Here is an 18,641-nt window from a genome sequence, read left to right as displayed (position 1 = left end):
AGCTCACTCTGGTACATCCCCCCGGCCGTGTTCGCCGCCCGCTGGCCCACCTCCGCTCCAGGGCCTGCTTCGGCTACGCCTCAGCAGGCCCCTCCGCTACGGAGGGCCAGCGGAGTAGAGATCAACAATCCCGATTCTCTCATCGCAGGTGGTACATAGATCGGGGGAAGGCCACACCCAAGCTTACCCACCGCGCGGCGGCTCCGGATCGGCTTTTCTTGTCGAGCATTGCGACAACGTGACGATCGACGGAGAGTCGTTCCCGCCGCACGCCGAAGTGCCTTGATGGTGATTGGGATTGCCTCGTCGATCTGCCGCAAGGCACCATGCTTGGGTCACGCAGCCACGCAGGACAGCCACCATCGCGTCCTGCGGTAATTACGCCAGTCTTAGATCGCCTAATAGTGATCAATACTGCGAGTGATCAAAAGAGTGCCCGATGCATATTGAAAAGCCACAACTTGAACTAAACCGAAGCTTAGGGGCCAGATGAAAGCCGAATCGATAGGGTCTTTGGCGAGTTACGAGTCAATTAACACCGGATGGAGTATTCAAGGCTTCTCCCGCTGTACGACTACATGCTCAAGTATTCGCGCGAGGCGATGCATTGCGAACAGCGTTTGGCGGAGTCTGTCGGTTGTGGCTGCGTTGCTTTCCTTGGCGGTTATTGGCGTTTGCGATCAATCGCTGGCTGAGTCCCCTCTCCAGCCGAAGGTGACGGCCCCCTTCACCGAACTCGACACACTCTGCGTGAATGACTGGTGGAATCGCCCCGCATCGCGGATTGTCGAAACCCGCGTGCCACGAGACGAAGTCATTGCGTTTGGCATCTATACGGTCTCTTCTGGTCAACTGAAGCTCTCGGCCCAGCTCTTCCCTCTCTATCCCGACGAATCTCGCACCGTCCGACTCGAGATTAAGCACGACGAGAGCTGGAGTGAAGTCGCACGGGCGACAGTCAACGACCTTGGCTGGTCAGCACTGTTTCGCGTGCCCAACTGGGATACGACCACCGACATCCCCTACCGAATCCGACACGGCGTAAAAGCTGTCTACGAAGGGCTGATTCGCAAAGACCCTGTTAACAAGCGTGAAATCGTAGTGGCCGCATTGTCTTGTAATTCAAGCAACGATCGCGGTCTGCGTCCCAACTACGTGCGGAACATTAATCATCAAAACCCCGACCTCGTCTTTTTCGCTGGTGATCAGTCTTACGACCATCGTCAGCACACGGCGGCCTGGCTGAAATTCGGCCTCCAGTTTCGCGATGTTTTCCGAGACCGCCCGTGCGTGACGATCCCCGATGATCATGATATTGGTCAGCCGAATCTGTGGGGCGAGGGCGGCAAGCTCGCGACCCGCAAGGACAGTTCTGATGGCGGTTACAACTTCCACCCCGAGTACGTGCGGATGGTGGATCGTTGCCAGACCGCCCATCTTCCCGACCCGTACGATCCGACGCCGATCGACCGTGGTATCGGGGTTTATTACACCAGCCTGCTCCTCGGCGGCGTCGACTTCGCGATTATCGAAGACAGGAAGTTCAAGTCGGGTCCGGCGGGTAAGATCCCGCAACAAGGTCCGCGTCCCGATCACGTTACCAAGCCCGATTACGATCCGAAGGCGCTCGATCAGCCCGGACTTATCTTGTTGGGGGAACGCCAGCTGGAATTCCTTGAGCAATGGGCACGCGATCCGAGCCAAGTCGCTTTCAAGGTGCTACTCTCACAGACCTCCTTCTGCGGAGGACCCCACTTGCACGGACCGAACCAAGAGCGCCTCTACGCCGACCTCGACTCCAATGGCTGGCCCCAATCAGGGCGTGACCAGGCGGTTCGCTTGCTTCGCGAAGCCGGCGCGGTGCACCTGGCCGGCGATCAACACATTGCCATGCTGATTGAGTACGGCGTCGATCGCTATCGCGATGCGGGTTGGTCGTTCGCCGTTCCGGCAATCGTCAATAGCATCTACTCCCGCTGGTGGCGTCCCCTGGGCGATGCGCCCGGCGCTAATCGCGATCCCGACGAAGTTCTACCGTGGACCGGCGATTACCTGGACGGCTTTGGTAATAAGATCACGATGCACGCCTACGCCAACCCCGAGACCTCGTCACAGGGGGCGGGTTATGGTCTGATCCGCTTCGACAAGCCGACCAGCCAGGTAACGTTTGAGTGCTGGCCAAGGGATGCGGACGTCACCCAGTCAGATGCGAAGCAATTTCCCGGATGGCCGCGAACGGCAACTATCTTGCGATCGCGAGCGGCCAAGAATTGAAGCCCCATCATCGCTTCGACATCGGGCCACCTGGGCAAGAAGATTATTCGCTTATGGTCGAGCGTAGGCGACATCGGCCGCTGCAAAGCGCTCTTCGCGAGCGATCTCGCTTGGGGCTCACCGGCTCACTGATTCAAGCCGGAGCGGCTCGATATCGAACTTGGGGTTCTGCCCCAAGAATCGACACGGGTTGTTGTGGAACACCTCGATCGCTTCCTGCAGCGAGTGTCCGCGCCGCCGAAACTCCAGCACGCATTCCTGCAGGGTGAACGGATCGCTGGGCCCCCAATCGGCCGAGGAGTTCACGAGAATCCGTTCTCGGCCGTACTTTTCCAGCATATCGACCGCGCGGCGGGGCGAGCACTTGGTGACCGGGTACAGGGTGAATCCGACCCAGTAGCCCGCGTCGAGGCACGGCTCGATGGTTTGCTCTTCGACGTGATCAATCCAGATACGCTGTGGGTCAACGTCCAATCCCGCAAGCACCTCGAGCACACGCCGGGTGCCGTGCGCTTTGTCGGACAGGTGCGGCGTGTGGATTAATACGAGCTGCTGGTGCTTCATCGCCAGTTCAACATGCGCGGCGAGCGCCTCGCACTCATTCGGCGTGGACTTGTGCAAGCCCGTTTCGCCCACCCCCAGACAGGTGGGCTTGGCGAAGAACTCCGGCATGGCGGCCAGCACTTCGCGCGTGAGCGCGACGTTCTCCGCTTCTTTGGGGTTCACCGCCACCCAGCAAAAGTGCCGAATGCCGTACTCGGCAGCGCGCGTGGGCTCGAACTCGCTGATCTGCCGAAAGTAATCGATGAAGGTCTCCGGATAGCGGCGATCGAAGCCCGCCCAGAAGGCCGGCTCGGCGACCGCCACCACTCCCGACATGGCCATCCGCTCGTAGTCTTGGGCGGTGCGCGCGATGGCGTGATAGTGCGGCTGAATGATCTGCATGGCGTGAGAAGACCGTGTCGCGTTCGATTAGGAAGACGCAGAAGAACCAGACTTAGACTTTGGCAAATAACTGCAGCAAACTCGCAGCGTGCCCCTCGGACGGAGCCGGTCCCTGCAGTTGCTGAAAGGCTTCACGCAGGAGGTCGAGCTTGTGTGTGTTGTCCGCATGGTGCCCGGCGGCTTCGGTCGCGGCGTTGTAGCGATCCAGAAAAGCACCAATCTCGAGCAGCATGCAGCGGTGCTCGAGGTAATAGCGATCGATCACCTGCTGCGGTGTGAGCACGGCGAGACTCCGGAGTGGGAAGGGGATAACCAGCCTATGCTAAAGTCCACAACCGTAGCCGAGTAAGGGTCCCGGCGTCGGCGGATAGAGCCAAGCCTGCTCGGGGCCGCAATCCAGCGTTAGAAACGCTTAAGCCGAGGAAGCCTTCGAAGACAGCTGGTAGCGGCGGATCTTGCGGTCGAGCGTCGACCGCTCGATGCCCAGAATGTTTGCCGCCCGACTCTTGTTCCAGCCGGTGCTCTTGAGGGTTGCAAGAATGTGGCGGCGTTCGATCTCGGCAAGCGAAATCGCCTCGTATGCCCCGCCGCGACCCTCGGGTTGGCCGGCCTCGGTGTCGCCGCTCGTCTTGAGCGTGGAGAGCACCAGATCGTCGACATCGATCACCGTCGCGGGGCACAGCACGACGGCCCGTTCGATCACGTTCTTCATCTCGCGAACGTTGCCCGGCCAGCGATAGGTCAGCATGGCTTCCATCGCGCGGGTGCTGAAGCCTTCGATCTTGCGGGCCGTTTCGGCGTTGTAGCGCTCGAGGAAGTGCTCCGCCAGCAGGGGGATGTCTTCGGGGCGTTTGCGCAGCGGCGGGACGGTGATCTCGAGCACGTGCAGCCGGAAGTAGAGGTCGCGGCGGAAGGCGCCCTCGGCGACGCGCTGCTCCAGATCGCGATTGGTCGCCGCGATGACACGCACGTCGACCGAGATCGGCTTGCTGCCGCCAACGCGCTCGAAGGCGTGCCCTTCGAGCACGCGGAGGAACTTGGCCTGGATTGTGGGGCTCATCTCGCCGATTTCGTCGAGCATGAGCGTGCCGCCGCTGGCGGCTTCGAACTTGCCCATCTTGCGATCGGTGGCGCCGGTGAACGCGCCCTTCTCGTGGCCGAAGAGTTCGCTCTCCAGCAACGACTCGGTCAGAGCCGCGCAGTTAAGGCACACGAAGGGACCCTTGCTGCGGGGGCTGCTGTAATGGACCGCCCTGGCAACCAATTCTTTGCCCACACCGCTCTCGCCGCAGATGAGCACCGTTGCGCGGCTTGGCGCCGCGCGCGCAATGTCGCGCGTCACACGTTTGATGGCTTCGCTGCCTCCGACGATCTCGCTCTGGACGCCAAGCTGCTCGCGGAGTTGGGTGTTCTCGTCGCGAAACTTGTCGAGGTTTTCTGCGAGCGCCTCGCGACGCTCCAGGTTCTTGAGCGCCACGGCGACCGTATCGCCCACCGCGAGGCTGAACTCTAGGTCGTCCGGATCGAGCGGTTTGGCGGCGTCGGTGGCGTAGAGGTGCACAAGCCCCAAGGGACCGCTCTCGTGACGGATCGGCACACACAGGACACTGGTCGCGAGGATGTCTCCGCTGGAGTCGCGCGCACCAAGCTGGCTGTCGTCCATGATGTTGCGGGCCAAGACTCCCTGGCGTTCGCGCAATACTGTCGAAGCCAAGAACCGCGAGACGCGGTGATAACGGTGCGTGGTGTCGCTGCGAGCAGCGGTCTCGACCAGATCGTCGGTGTTCTCGCCAGTCGCTTCGCGCGAGCGCATCAACAAGATCGCCCCGGCGTCGGCAGCGGTCCCGCTAAAGAGACCGTCCAGCGCGGTGCGTGCCACGTCGGCAATTGAACCTGCCTTGGCCAGATCGAAGGCCAAGCGGCACAACATGGCCGCGGCCCGACCCACCTTGGGCGTGCTGGCCGCCGACTCGAGCGCCACGCCGCTAAGCTCTGATGATTCATCATCGGCAACCGGTCCCAGATAGCGACTTTGATCGCGACGATGGGTGATGTGCGTGGGCTCGTTCTGGTCGGCCTCGAAGATACTGGCGTCGTCTTCGCCTTCGCCGGGTTTGTCTTCCAGGAGCAGATTGACCGCTTCCAAACCGACATCCGTTGAGCCGGTGATGCGTTGTGACGCGCGCAGCACATTCTGCGAGTCGGGGAAGGCCGCCTGCAGGTCATCGACAAACGCTAAGCACACATTGCCCACGCGAATAATATCGCCCGGCTTGAGAGTCTGGTCGGCACCGATCCGAGTGCCGTTGAGCGTTGTCCCATTGCGACTCTCGAGATCGCGTAACACCCACTCGCCGGCCGACGAAAAAACTTCCGAGTGGTTCCGGCTACAGCGTTCGTCTTTGACCACCACCCGATTGGTCGGGGCCCGGCCGATCGTTACCGCCTCGCCCGGCAGCAGCCGAAAGACGTCGGTCCATTTCGATCCCTCGCGGATAACCAGGTAGGCGGTGATCTCCGCAGAGTCTGGCATCGAAGGGAAGGCTCGCGAGGGCTGACAGGAACCAGAGGCAGGACGGGAGGGGGGGCAAGCTCCCCCGCCGGTTCAAAATTACCGCTATTCAGGGTACGCGTGGACACCGGGTGCCGACAACCTGAAAGGCTGCCGAACCCGCGGTTTGGGGGGCGAGCCCAACCCGATTAGCCCTGCGGACCGTGCCAACCGGCAAGCTCGAAGCGTTGGCGGTGGCCGGTGGACGAAACCGTTTGATACCACTTAACTTACCAACTATTCTCAAGGCTTGTTGGAAGGTTGCCGGGTTGTTCCCGCCAACCGTCCCCACGAGGGTTTGGAGAGCGCCGTGAAGAAAGTTATGCCGTGTCGAGCCGATCGGCTCGTTCGACTCTGTTGTCGCCCCACAGTGCGGTTATCGCTTGCCGCGGGACTGTTCGCCGGGGCGTTCATTCTGCTGGGAGGGGCTGTGCCCGCCGATGCAGGAGGCCTGATCCGTGCTCCGGCGGTGGGCGGCATCTATATCGATACCGAGGGCGTTGTCTCGGCCCCGGCGGAAGACGCTACCGAGCAACTGCGGGCCGCGTGGGAGGCCAGCCTCGCCCCCGTGCCAGAGAATCTCGATCCGCTTGTGGATCTGCGGATGGTCTCGCTGCGTGGCGTTGAAGCCGCGTTGGCTGAGTCGGCACGCACCGACGAACCGCTACCCGACGCCGTGCGCTATCTGGCCGGCTTGCAGCGGGTTCAGTTTGTGTTTGTTCACCCTCCCAAAACGGGGGAGCCCGGCAGCGGCGATATTGTCTTGGCAGGGCCTGCCGAGGGATGGCGTGTCGATGAGCTGGGCAACACGGTTGGCAAAACAACCGGACGACCGGTGGTGATGTTGGAAGATCTGATCGTCGGCCTGCGGGCCGCCGAAGCTGCCAACGGACCGGGCATCAGCTGCTCGATCGATCCGACTCCTGGCGGCTTGGTCAACGCCCAGCGCGTGAACCTGACTCCGCAGGACGGCCCGCTAGTGGCGGCTCGCAAGCTTGAGCAGGCGATCGGGCAACAAGTGATCACGATCTCCGGTACCCCGTCAACAAGCCACTTTGCCCGCTCGCTGGTTGCCGCCGACTTTCGGATGAAGCGTCTTGCGATGGGCTTCGAGCCAGCACCGATCGCGGGATTGCCAAGCTACCTTGATTTGATTCAAAGGATGCCGCGTTCCTCGAGCATGCTGCCGCGCTGGTGGCTCGCGACCAACTACCAGCCACTGGCAAAAGACAATCAAGGGCTGGCCTGGGAGCTGCGTGGCCAAGGCGTTAAGTGCCTAGCCGAACAAGACTACATCGATGCCGACGGCAAGGCGCAGCGGGGTGCTAAAGCGGGCGGCGACGCCTCGCGGTGGGCCGACCGACTCACCGAAAACTTCGAAGACCTATCCGCCCAGGATTCGGCATTTGGCCAAGTGCGAAACGCCTTCGACGTGGCTGTAGTGGGCGCGTTGCTGCTTAAGGAAGGGCTCTGGGACGCCTCGGGCCTCGTCGCGCGGCAACTGAACGAAGAGTACGTCCTTGAAGCCTATGAGGCCCCCGAAGCGGTAGCGACCAAAGCGGCCTTCGTCAAAAAACGGGGCGGCTGGGTCATCAGCGCTTCGGGCGGTGTGCAGGTTTACCCTTGGCTCGTGGCGAATGAAACCGTTACCGAGAACGAGCGGCTGACTAACGTCAGCACCCGTGCGGTTGCCCCCGAGGGGGCCGGTTGGTGGTGGTAGCAACGCAAAGGGGCTGTTTAAACCCGTGACGGGCGGAAATGACTGCGGGGTTCGTCCCAAGGTCATTCGGAAGGTTCGGACAACCCTTGATGGCCTAGGACGCCTTGGCGATTCTCAATGAGTCGGTGGGCATTGCCGACCGCTCCAGGACCTGTCGACATGCGTGCCAAGCGTCGTCGACGCTGATTGCCAGCATGGCGCTGTTGTCCGCTTGACGCCGTTCGCGGCGTCCGCCGGCCTGAAACTGTTTGAGCAACCCCAGGTGGGGTGCGCCATAGGGCCCGCAATCCTGAGGACGCGTCGCCCCGTGCAAACCGACGGTCGGTGCGCCCACCGCAACGGCCAGATGCATCGGTCCGGTGTCAGAGCTCACCACGAGCCGCGCTAGCGAGAGAACCGCGGCAAGCTCTCGCAGTGTGGTGGCAGGTGCCAACTCGGCCCATCCGTCGCTGTTGTTGGCGATGTGCTGAGCGTCGTTCAGTTCGCGTTTGCCGCCCCACACAACCAGCGTCTTCATCCCCAGTGTTTCACCCAGGCGTGCCGCCAGGCTACCAAAACGGTCCATCGACCAGAGCTTAGAGTCCCAGGTAGCTCCCGGGTTGATCACGGCAAAGCTGCGGGCCTGAGCCCATGATGGCAGCTTAGCGGCAACCGAGGTAACCGCTTCAGCGGGGATAGGCACGTCCCAACGCACCCCCGGCTTGCCGACGAGCCCCGCCAGACCGACCTCGCCGAGCAATTCCAGTGAGCGATCGGTCACATGCGGATGACGATTCGTGACCAACCGATTGTTGAGCCAAGGGCTTAATTCACCGCCGTGAGCCCCGGCGAAGCCGATCCGCCGCGACGCGCCTGAAAGCCAGCAAGCAAGGGCCGACTTGGTGAGTCCCTGGCAGTCCAGAGCGGTCTGAAGGCGGAGCGGCCGCAACCGGCGTCGCAACGCAACGATTTCCGCTGGTTTGGTGAACCACCCGCGGGGCACCACGATCACTTCGTCGAGCACCGGGTGGCCTACGACGAACGCGGCCGATTTCTCTTCGACGACCCACGCCAAAAAAGCGTGGGGAAATGCCTCGCGCAGCCGGCACGCTACCGGCAAGGTCAGGATTGTGTCGCCGATGGCGCTCATCCGCGCGATCAGCACCCGCGGACTGCCCGCTGCCGAACCTTTGGCAAGCGGGTCAGAGGGGGGCGTTAGCGGACTCGGCGGAACAGACATCCACGTCTTCCTTGACGGGCCAAAGACCAGAGCAGCAACGAACGGCGTGCGGAACCTAGCGGGAGTAATACGCCCACTTGCGGCAAGCAGCGGCCCGATTCCTCGGTCCGCGACAGCACAGATGCTACCGTCACCACAGCCCTGCCGACAACTACGCTCCCCCCAAACGGCACCTCGAATCTCGCGGCAGCGTTAGTGCTGTTGGCGTTGGGGCTAGCACTTTAGCGCCGGCGGATCAGTCCCTCGGACCAAATCTCAAGGCGCTCGCGCCAGACCGCTTCGTCTTCGGTCAGCAGCACCTCGATGCGCGACTCGCGGCCGTCCTCTCGCGAGAGCCCCAGCAGCACCACGGGCCGCTTTTGGTGGGGGTTTTGTGGAGCCGTGTGAGTCTCAACCGCAAAACGATAGACCTGCACCCACCCGGGACGCTGGATCGCCGCCAGACGCACCTCGCGGATCTGAGCCGCGTGAACGGCGTAGCCATCGCGGCGGAGCTGGGCATGGATCGCGCGGTCGAGATCCGAGTCGCCGGTCCAATCGCTCAACCACTGGAGAAACCGCTTAAGCATGGGTCGGGCCTTTGCGCAGGGGGGACAAGCGGTAGGCTAACCGCGTGTTTAACGACTCTGTCACGCCCCCCCTCGCCCGCTGAGTAGCCGATGGTCTCTGCCGACGCCCTGCTGTTTTCCTACCGCTGGGGTGCCGAGACGCTCCAGAAACTTACCGCCGACATCGCCGATGACAAGTTCGCGGAGCAACCGATCCCGGGAATCAACCATCCGGCTTGGCTCGTCGGGCACGTCTCTCTCTACAACGACGTGATCGCAGCTCTGCTCCGCGGCCAGGCGTTCGACAACCCGTGGGACGCCCCCTGCGGTAAGAACAGCCAACCTCTGGCCGATCGCGCGGCCTACGGGTCAAAGACGGCAATCCTTGACCAGTTTCAGTCTGGCTATGAAGACGCAGCGGCGGTGATGGCCGAAGCGCACGCCGCCGCGTGGGAGGCACCCTTAGCCCATCCGACGTGGGGCAAGCAGTTTGCAACGGTTGCGCCGGCCGTGGTCTATCTGGCCACAACTCACTTGGGGCTGCATGTCGGCCAGCTCAGCGGTTGGCGGCGGGCAGCAGGCATGCCCCGAGTCTAAAAGCCACCCAAGCAGCGAGAGGGCCCTGCCTTACCGACGCCGAACGCCGCCAAAGGCCGCCATCATCAGCATGATGAGAAGCTGCGTCGTGGGCTCAGGGATCGAGCTTCCCCCTGCCGAGGTAGCGCCGAAGTTCGCGGCCCAAGCGCTGTAATCATCGGCATTGACCAACCCGTCGCCGTTGGCGTCGGCGGCATTTCCGATTTCTTGGGTTCCCTCGGCATCTCGCCAGACGGTGTAGTCGGCAACATCGACGGTCCCATCACCGTTGAAGTCGCCGACGAGCCTGTCGGCATAGGCAACGCTCAGATACTGATCGAGCGCGACATCGGCAAGAACCTGGGTCATCCCATCGGTCCAAACGATGCGGAGTTCGTCGATGAGGCTAGCGGTGCCTAAACCAAAATGAACGGGCAGATCGCTCTGATTAAACGTGCCGGCATTGGTGTTGGCTTCGCGCCGGATCGTACGTTCCTGCGGCGTGCCTTCGTTGATGGTCGCATAGAGCGTCGCTCCCAGACCGGTCGTGTTGAACGCGGCACCTTCGAGTTCCACATAGAGCCAATGATTGCCGTTGGTGGACTCATCACTTAGGTAGATCCGCTCGGGGGTTCCGCTGTCGGTCGTCGCGATCAGGTCTTGGTCGCCATCACGGTCAATATCGCCCCAGGGGCTGTCGTAGGACCCCCGATTCACTTCTTGGAGCCCTTCGGCGGCGGTCACGTCCGTGAATTGCCAGTTGCCGTCGTTGCGGTACAGCTTACGAGCGTTGTTGCGTCCGTTGAGTGGCTTATGGTCGTGAAAGAACAGATCAAGGTCTCCGTCGTTGTCGTAGTCGACCGCCTTGCCGCCGTTCAGGTCGCCCGAGACATCTGCTAGCAGCGGGGTTCCGGTCAGAAGATCGGTATCAGTGAACTGATTGCCGCCGTCGTTTCGCCAGATCTTCGAGAGCTGGCTGTCGGCACCGATCATGAACAGGTCGAGGTCCCCGTCGTCGTCAAAGTCATGGAACTCGGTTCCGTAGCTGTTCTGAAAAAACTGGGTGCCGTTCGTGTCCGCGATATCAATAAAGCTGAGCGTGCCCGTCTGAGCCAGCTGGTTCTCGTAAAAAAAGTTGCGGATGTTGTTGTTGGGGCGGCACGTTGAGATGTAGATGTCCAGATCGCCATCGCCGTCGGTGTCGCCAATCGCCATACCGTAGGCCTTTTCAGCGGGCAGGTTTTGGAAGCCCGCTGCGGCACCGACCGGGGTAAATGTGCCCGTGGCACCCTGCAGATAAATCTCGTGGGGCTCGGGACCTTCCATCGCGATCACCAGATCGAGCCGGCCATTGCGGTCCATATCGGCCCAGGCCACGTTCTGGTGAAAGCCCGGATCATTTAGTCCGAGCGAGCCGCTGCGGTTGAGAAAGCTGCCGGCTCCGTTGTTGATCAACACGTCGCCCGTTTGTCCGATATTCGACTGCCCCACGAAGGCGTCCACGAACCCGTCGTTGTCGATATCGGCCCACGCTGCGCTCCACGATCCCGCGGTCACACCGATCGCCGTCCAATCGGCGACCTCGGTAAAGGTTGGCACGCCGCTGCTTGAAAGGTTGTTGCGGAACAACAGCTGAGCACCGACCCCGCCCTGAAAAAGCAGGTCCAGATCGTTGTCGTTATCGATATCGGCAAGCGAGGCGCTGCGGGCATCGAGATTGCGGTTCAGCAGCAGCCCGCCGACATTCGTAAAGAAGGCAGTCGCTTGGCTTGCCATGCCAACCACCAGGGCAATCGAAAACAGCCGTAGGAATCGGTGATCAAACATCGAGAAGGGTACTCAACTGATGCGTTAGAAGAGGTGCTTCCCAGCACCCTAAGCGTTTGCCCTCTAGTCTAAGGGGCACGCACCGCACGATCAACGCAATTCTACATCCAAGCCCCTGCTTTTGCGCATTACTGGCTTTCCTTCGCGCAGCCAGCAGAAAACGAAAAAGGGGACGCCGAGGGCTTGCCCTCAGCGTCCCCCTATAGGTGGAAGAATTAGCGGTCGGCCAGGCCGACGCGATCACAGCGCGCGGCGCGGGCGACGCTTCTTCTGACTTGCGGAAGCGGTGGCCGTCGTAGCGTTCCCCTCGGCTGAGGAGTCGCGTCGTGCCGGGGTCGACTGGCCACTCGTTGTGGGTCGGCGGCGTGGCTTCGCTCCGCCCGCACCGGCGGCGCTGGCCGGCCGGCTTTGTGCCCCGGGGGCACCTTGTGCGGCGCGAGGCCGGCGAGGCTTACCCGGCTTGCCCGGCCCGCTGGCTGCCTTCGAACGGTTACCGCCATGCTGCGGACGACCACCACCTCCGCCGCGACGGGGCTTGGCGTCGTGCCGTACGGGCTCAGTGGGTTCAAAACCCTCGATCACGGGCTCGACATCGAGCGCACGGTGGATCAATCGCTCGATCTGCTTGAGCAGGCCACGCTCGTCACCCGCACAGAACGAAACCGCGATTCCTTCGGCCCCAGCGCGTGCGGTGCGACCGATACGGTGCACATAGGTTTCGGGCGTCTCGGGAAGGTCGTAGTTGATAACGTGCGAGACTCCGCGGATATCGAGCCCGCGTGCCGCGATATCCGTCGCCACCAGCACCGGCGGCTTTTCGCTCTTGAACTGCGCGAGGGCTCGGTTGCGGGCCCCTTGGCTCTTGTTGCCGTGGATCGCGGCCGCGTGCAAACCGTCTTTCGTAAGCTGCTTAACGATCTTGTCCGCACCGTGCTTGGTGCGGCTGAACACAAGCGTACGCGACCGCGGTGTCTGCTTGAGAAAGTGGCTGAGCAGGTCGGGCTTGCGCTTCTTATCCACCAGATGAACCGACTGGGTGATCTTGTCGGCCGGTTTCGAGATCTCTGCAACCTGGATCTCTTCCGGTTGGCGCAGCCACTGCTGGGCAAGCTGGCGAATCGCGTCCGGCATGGTGGCGGAGAACATCAGCGTTTGCCGTTGAGCCGGCACCGCCGCGACAATCCGCTTGAGGTCGGGCAAGAAACCCATGTCGAGCATCTGGTCCGCTTCGTCGAACACAAGCACTTCGATTTTCGAAAGATCGATGTGGCCCTGATTTTTTAAATCGAGCAGACGACCGGGCGTAGCGATCAGGCTATCGACCCCGCCGCGGAGCGCTTTGACTTGGTGGAACTGGGAAACGCCACCATAAACGACGACATGCCGCAGGCCGCTTCCCTTGCCGTACTTGGCAAGGCTATCGCCGATCTGGGCGGCGAGCTCACGCGTGGGGGAAAGCACGAGCGCACGGAGCGGACGCGAGGGGGCGCTGCGGTGATGGCTCGCACCGCGCCGTCCGCTTGAACGCTCGGAGGACGAGGAACCTTGGTGAGCAGAGGGTGCTCCACCGGTGGAAGATTTTGTAGACGCCAGCAGCCGATCGAGCATCGGTAGCGTAAAGGCGGCGGTCTTGCCGGTACCGGTTTGCGCACAACCGATGAGGTCACGGCCAGTAAGAATCACCGGGATCGCGGCGGCCTGGATCGGAGTCGATAGCTCGTAGCCCGCTCGGGCAACGGCGTTGAGCAGCGGCTGGCTCAAACCGAGCTCAGCAAAGGGGGTCTTGTTCTCAGACATAAAAATTCGGAGTTCCTGCTTGGGGAGGTAACAACACGACGTACCGGCAGCGAGAGAGCGCACAAAGATGGCGCTCTGCCATTAGTCGGACGACGCGTGCCCCGTTGTTTTCGGGGCGATTGCCGGGTGTCGGCTTCCTGGGCCGCAGCGGTCACACGACACGCAGGGCTGCCGTTTGCAGAAGTGCCGTGGAGGCAACCGATTGCAAACGGCCGAAGCCGCAAGGGGCAAGAGAATCAATCGCGCCGGAAAGCAAGAAAACCGCTGGCTGGGCTGGTGGGGGCCCTCAGCCAATTAGCGAGACAAGCTCGCTAGTGGAGAGGACGGTGCCCGGCTGGAGGGCCGCAAGCATCGAGCAAGAATGAACCTCACCGCTTCGCTGCCAGCACGGGGGCGTGCTAAGCAGTACTTCGAGCGGAAGGTCTCACACCTTGTAGTGTTCGAAAGTTTAGCACATTCGCCCCACCGAGCAACGGCAAATTGACCGAAAACAGCGCTCTGCTGTTTGCTGCCGCTCGCTTCCGATCGGGCAACCGACTATTTTTCCCCTACTAGTCTCGCCCCGACAAGCCATGTGACTGTTTTCTGGCCCGTCTTTACGGCCGCCTGCTCTGCCCCGTCTCGCTTGGTTTTGATGCGCCCGATCCTCGGAATTGACCTCGGCACGACTAACTCGCTGTGTGCGGTATTCCGCAACGGTAAGCCTGAGCTCGTGCCCAACGTTCACGGCGATGCCATGACCCCCTCAGTCGTCGGGGTTCTACCGAGTGGGGCCATACTGGTTGGAGCGGCCGCGAAGGAGTTAGCCGTCACGCAGCCCGATCGTGTTGTTTCCTGCTTTAAGCGTTGGATGGGCAGCTCTCACCAGGTCGAACTCGGCGGGCTGTCGTTCTCTGCCGTTGAACTCTCCTCGATGGTGCTCAAGTCGCTGCACCAAGACGCCTTGAATCTTCTTCAGGGCGAAGCCGACGAGGCCGTGGTGACGGTCCCCGCCTACTTTAATGATCACCAGCGTTCTGCGACCAAAGTCGCGGCAGAAATGGCCGGCCTACGCGTGCGCCGGATTCTTAACGAGCCGACCGCCGCGGCGCTCGCCTATGGTTTCCACGAACCCGATGCCGAGCGACGCTTGCTGGTGATCGATCTGGGCGGCGGTACCTTCGATGTAACGCTGATGGAGGTGTTTGAAGGCACTCTAGAGATCCTTTCAACGGCCGGCGAAAGCCAGCTCGGGGGCGAAGACTTCACGTCGCGGTTGCTTTCCGAAGTGCTCAAGACGCAGAACCTGCAACTCGAAACCGCAGAGCTCAAGACACCACTCTACGTATCGCGATTGCGTGTCGAGTGTGAACGCGCCAAGCGTACGCTGGGCACGGATCTCGAGGCTTCGATTCGGTTGCCTGACGAAGCGGGCACTTTTCCCGACGGCGGTAAACGGGTTCGTGTCAGTGAGAAGGCCTTCGCTAAAGCCTGCACGCCGCTTATCGAGAGGATCGTCAAACCCATTGAGCGCGTCTTGCGAGATAAAGAGCTCCGAACCGGCGATATCGATGAGGTGATTCTCGTTGGTGGAGCAACCCGGATGCCGCTTCTGAAGAAGCTTGTCTACGAAGTCTTCAGCCGCGAAGCTCTCATGAAGCACGACCCCGACCAAGTGGTTGCGCTGGGAGCAGCAATCCAGGCTGCGCTCATCACCGACGATCGAGCGGTGGAAGACATGGTGATGACGGACGTCTGCCCCTTCACGCTGGGCGTCGATACGGCAAAGCACTTTGGCTCGCAGCTACAGGCGGGCTATTACTCACCGATCATCCATCGCAACACGACGATCCCCGTTAGCCGAGAGGAAGCGTACGCGACCACTCACGCCAACCAAACCGTGATGCACGTCGATATCTACCAGGGGGAGAGCCGGCGCGTCGAGAAAAACGTCAAGCTCGGAGAACTAACGGTGACGGGGATCCCGCTGGGGCCCGCGGGACAAACTGTCTACATCCGCTTTACCTACGACCTGAACGGCATCCTTGAAGTTGAGGCCTACGCCGCGGGGGCGGAGGACCGCAAAGTGAGCACGATCATCGCGCAGCAGACAGCGGGTTTAGGAGCGGCTGAAATCGCGGCGGCGAAGGAGCGGATGAAGGCTCTCAAGTACTACCCGCGCGAAGATCAAGAGCTCCAGCGTTTGCTGCGTGGGGCAGAAGCTTTTGTTGGCGAAGTTAGCCCCTTCCAGCGTGAGGGGCTCGAAGCCGCCATCGATGCCTTTGAGGCAGCACTTGCCGATTCAAACCGTGCTGCCGTTGAGTCGGCTCGTGAGACCCTCCTGCACGTTCTCACCTCGCTCGGATACCCGGAGCTGTAACCGCGATGCCTTCACGGAGTCTGACGACCGAAGCCGCCCGGCAACATGTTGCCAAGTGCTTACGCATCAATCCAATCTGGGAGGCTGAGACGGTCATCAGCACGCGTGCGAAGACGCTGGGCTTCGCTTTGGGGGAACAGGCAGAAAGCGGGGCAGCTCTCAAGCGAATCGAGCGCCGAGCAGAGGTGCGTCAGCAGCTGTTCAAGATCCGCGATCAGGTTTGGGTCGCGCCGCTGGAGCATCTCGGCAAGCAACTAGAGGGCTTGAATTTCTACGGCGATACCGAAATCGAGGGCCTCGCGGAGCGGTTGCGTGTGATCGTTCGCAATCGGCCGGCCCTGCCTCAATTGACCGCAGAAAAGCATTTCGACAGTGAGTTTTTCTCTTGCTTCCGCGAGGTGCTAACTGCCCTGCCCCGCGAGGCGGCGGAGCTACGCCAGCGGGTTAGCGCTTCCTTCTCGGGCCATCGGGGACTGCGGCGCACTGGTAAACGGATGATTCGTTTGCTGGAGGAAAAAACCCCGGAGCTCGCCGCTCTTGAAAAAGACTGGCTGACGCGGCTCAAGTTCCAGCGTGGTGTTTGGTTTCGGTGGAAAAAAACCGCGTCAAGCGAATCCGGACAAGGCGGCATCCGCTGGTACTGGTGGTGGTTGGCGTTGATCGTCCTTCGCATACTCTTCCGATTGGGCAACAGCGGTGACTGACGAACCGAAGCCTGAAGGCTCTGAACCAACAGCGGCACCCGACTGGTCGCTGCTGCCCCGCCATCCGGAACAATTCTTTGGACTGACGGCGGGGTTTGATCGCCGTGTACTCAAGCAGAGTTACAACCGACTCCTGCGTCGCTACAAGCCGGAGAAGTACCCCCAAGAATTCCAAAAACTGCGGGCGGCTTACGAAGAACTAGAACGCCGACTGCGTTACAGCGGAAGTCGTCACAGCGAGGAAGAACCTACTCCGTGGAGAACCGCGAGCGCGCCGACACGAGCCGTCAACGATACGTTGCCCGCCGAGAATCCTGCCAGCAGTGCTCCGCCGAGCGCGCGTAAACGCTCACCAAGCCGTGACCTTAAGACACTCGTCGAGCTGCTTGAGTCGCGGGCAGAAACACCCGAGCAGCTTTATCAACAGCTGTGCCAGGTCGCAACCAAGTCTCCGCCCGACTATTACGCGCTAGCCGTCCTGTCGGAAGTTGTTCTGCCCAACCAGCCGAACACCTTCCTTAGCTGGCTGGTGAAAGGTCTGAAGCAGTGGCCGCACGATGCGGGACTGGGGCGCTTGCTTTATGAGGTGCTGCGTCTGGAAGTTCCACTTGCGCAGCTCCCAAAGTACTTGATTTCGCTCAGTAAATCGCTCTCTTCCGATTGCTTCTATGAGCTGACCGAAGGAGGATGGCAGCGATTGCTGCAAAGCGACGATCTCCAGCAGTTTGCCCACACGATCAAGGTCTGTGAACAGCACCAAGCCGGGACCCAGCAGCTAGGCGACTCGCTGACTCAGAAGCTGACGTTCACGTTACAGGCGTTGCGCTACACACTGTGGAAGGACCGTACCGACTGGAGTGAAACGGCTTGGGATTTCATCGAGGATCACGACAATGAATTGCCTAACCACTTACACCAAGACCTCGATGTACTTGCCTACGTCCGGCAGTACCTAGCTGTACGCGAAGATTTTATCGCGATCGGGCCTCTGAACGAAGAGCTCGATCGGGTTTTGCATCGGGCGCTTACCAGCAACCAATTGGAATCCGACGAGGCGATGCAGCAAATCAATTTACGATTGCTGGACAATCCCGCTTTGCTGAGCGCAAGCTTTCCGATCGACGGACCTGAAGTCTCGATACCGTTTTACATTCTGTGGCGCTGGGCCGCGGAAGAAGCGGCGGCCCGCTATGCCGCGGGATCGTCAACCGATCAAGAGATTGGCCTGTGGATGAACTCGATCCGCGAGTCGCTCCCAAAGACACTATCAAAAACCCGATTCACCAACACTCTCTGGAAGTGCACCGTTCACTTGAAGAACTGGCTCGTTTGGGGCACCGCGATCGTAACGGCTGGCGTCGTTCTGGTAACTACCACAGCAGCAATACTAGTCCCGCTTTCCTCTCTGGTGAAAGATCGCAGTGACTTTCAGCAGGCAACGACAGCCGCCGCGGTGATCGTAGCAATTGCTTGCGCAGTGGTTACCTTGATCTACACCTTGAAATTTCAAAACAGCCGAATCGATAAGAACTGGGAAAAGATTCCCAAACGTTTCGCCCGGTCATGCTATCGGCAAGCTTGGCGAAAAGATGCGTTCGATTTCTTGAAGCACTCGCATCTCGACTATTTCTCGTACGCCCAACTGATCCAGCGACAGTCGCGCGATGATTGGCGGGCCGGTTTGTTTGTTGAGCTTGTGCAAAGGGATTACGCCCTCGCGATGTACTCGATAGCGCAGCAATTCCGCCTCTGAGGCGATTCGTCGGACCTCAAGGGGCGACGCCCGCGGCAGATTGCCGGCGGGCGTCGGTGCTTTTTGGTTCTATCGCTCGACCGAGGCGCTATTCCACGCGGCCCTTCTTATCGCGCTTGGCGGCCCGCTTCTCTTTGGGGGTCTGTTGCGGAGCTTTCTTCGCTTCGCGTTTGCCTTTATCTTTACTTCCCTTGTCGCCCATCGTTTGGCTGCCTTAACCGGTCTAGCGGTTGGTGAGAGGAGCGTCTGCCACGAACGCCGCCAGCAGCACTTGCCGCGGCGCGGGGACGCTTATGCTGTTGTCCGACAAATGAGCGGCCAACGCAAGCGGAAGCGTAGCGCTGAAGACCTACACGGAAGCGCTGAAG

Annotated in this window: 13 protein-coding genes; 6 read left to right on the top strand and 7 right to left on the bottom strand. The window is 61.1% G+C overall.

What is annotated here, in order from left to right:
- Window positions 1–639: 639 nt before the first annotated feature.
- Window positions 640–2,274, top strand: a complete 1,635-nt coding sequence (locus Pla111_RS15440) for a metallophosphoesterase family protein (protein ID WP_197525075.1) — start codon at window positions 640–642, stop codon at window positions 2,272–2,274.
- A 117-nt stretch (window positions 2,275–2,391) separates the two neighbouring features.
- Here Pla111_RS15440 and Pla111_RS15435 read toward each other — a convergent pair whose 3' ends face one another.
- The 3 genes from Pla111_RS15435 to Pla111_RS15425 all read right to left on the bottom strand — a co-directional run bounded on the left by Pla111_RS15435 (window position 2,392) and on the right by Pla111_RS15425 (window position 5,752).
- On the bottom strand, window positions 2,392–3,219 hold the full coding sequence (locus Pla111_RS15435; protein ID WP_146575345.1) for a TatD family hydrolase: 828 nt from the start codon (window positions 3,217–3,219) through the stop codon (window positions 2,392–2,394).
- Between the two features lie 52 nt (window positions 3,220–3,271).
- Window positions 3,272–3,502, bottom strand: a complete 231-nt coding sequence (locus Pla111_RS15430) for a hypothetical protein (RefSeq protein ID WP_146575344.1) — start codon at window positions 3,500–3,502, stop codon at window positions 3,272–3,274.
- 129 nt (window positions 3,503–3,631) lie between these two features.
- On the bottom strand, window positions 3,632–5,752 hold the full coding sequence (locus Pla111_RS15425; protein WP_231931091.1) for a sigma 54-interacting transcriptional regulator: 2,121 nt from the start codon (window positions 5,750–5,752) through the stop codon (window positions 3,632–3,634).
- A gap of 388 nt (window positions 5,753–6,140) precedes the next feature.
- Here Pla111_RS15425 and Pla111_RS15420 point away from each other — a divergent pair, with 388 nt between their 5' ends.
- Window positions 6,141–7,490 (top strand): DUF1598 domain-containing protein, encoded by a 1,350-nt coding sequence (locus Pla111_RS15420; protein ID WP_197525074.1) that lies wholly within the window; start codon window positions 6,141–6,143, stop codon window positions 7,488–7,490.
- Between the two features lie 94 nt (window positions 7,491–7,584).
- Here Pla111_RS15420 and Pla111_RS15415 read toward each other — a convergent pair whose 3' ends face one another.
- Together Pla111_RS15415 and Pla111_RS15410 are read right to left on the bottom strand one after the other, a co-directional pair.
- Window positions 7,585–8,709: a glycosyltransferase family 9 protein gene (locus Pla111_RS15415; RefSeq protein WP_231931090.1), complete on the bottom strand. Its 1,125-nt coding sequence runs from the start codon at window positions 8,707–8,709 to the stop codon at window positions 7,585–7,587.
- A 221-nt stretch (window positions 8,710–8,930) separates the two neighbouring features.
- Window positions 8,931–9,278, bottom strand: coding sequence for a hypothetical protein (locus Pla111_RS15410; protein WP_146575342.1), 348 nt, complete (start codon window positions 9,276–9,278; stop codon window positions 8,931–8,933).
- A gap of 90 nt (window positions 9,279–9,368) precedes the next feature.
- Between Pla111_RS15410 and Pla111_RS15405 the strand changes: the two genes are divergently transcribed.
- Window positions 9,369–9,854, top strand: coding sequence for a DinB family protein (locus tag Pla111_RS15405; protein ID WP_146575341.1), 486 nt, complete (start codon window positions 9,369–9,371; stop codon window positions 9,852–9,854).
- Between the two features lie 30 nt (window positions 9,855–9,884).
- On the opposite strand, the gene Pla111_RS15400 is transcribed toward Pla111_RS15405, so the two are convergent.
- Both Pla111_RS15400 and Pla111_RS15395 read right to left on the bottom strand, forming a co-directional pair.
- Entirely contained in the window at window positions 9,885–11,660 is a 1,776-nt protein-coding gene (locus Pla111_RS15400) for an FG-GAP-like repeat-containing protein (protein WP_146575340.1), read from the bottom strand.
- 240 nt (window positions 11,661–11,900) lie between these two features.
- Entirely contained in the window at window positions 11,901–13,457 is a 1,557-nt protein-coding gene (locus tag Pla111_RS15395) for a DEAD/DEAH box helicase (RefSeq protein ID WP_146575339.1), read from the bottom strand.
- Window positions 13,458–14,091: 634 nt separating this feature from the next.
- On the opposite strand from Pla111_RS15395, the gene Pla111_RS15390 reads away from it, so the two are divergent.
- From Pla111_RS15390 to Pla111_RS15380, 3 genes are read left to right on the top strand one after another with little or no spacing between them, the layout of a single operon-like run.
- Window positions 14,092–15,816, top strand: coding sequence for an Hsp70 family protein (locus Pla111_RS15390; protein ID WP_146575338.1), 1,725 nt, complete (start codon window positions 14,092–14,094; stop codon window positions 15,814–15,816).
- Between the two features lie 5 nt (window positions 15,817–15,821).
- On the top strand, window positions 15,822–16,520 hold the full coding sequence (locus Pla111_RS15385) for a hypothetical protein (RefSeq protein ID WP_146575337.1): 699 nt from the start codon (window positions 15,822–15,824) through the stop codon (window positions 16,518–16,520).
- A complete protein-coding gene (locus tag Pla111_RS15380; protein ID WP_146575336.1) occupies window positions 16,513–18,273 on the top strand; it encodes a hypothetical protein in 1,761 nt (586 codons plus the stop codon). Before Pla111_RS15385 ends, Pla111_RS15380 begins: the two co-directional genes overlap by 8 nt.
- Window positions 18,274–18,641: the final 368 nt, after the last annotated feature.

The organism is Botrimarina hoheduenensis (assembly GCF_007859815.1).
Classification (GTDB): domain Bacteria; phylum Planctomycetota; class Planctomycetia; order Pirellulales; family Lacipirellulaceae; genus Botrimarina; species Botrimarina hoheduenensis.
This window is presented reverse-complemented; position numbering and strand designations above follow the sequence as displayed.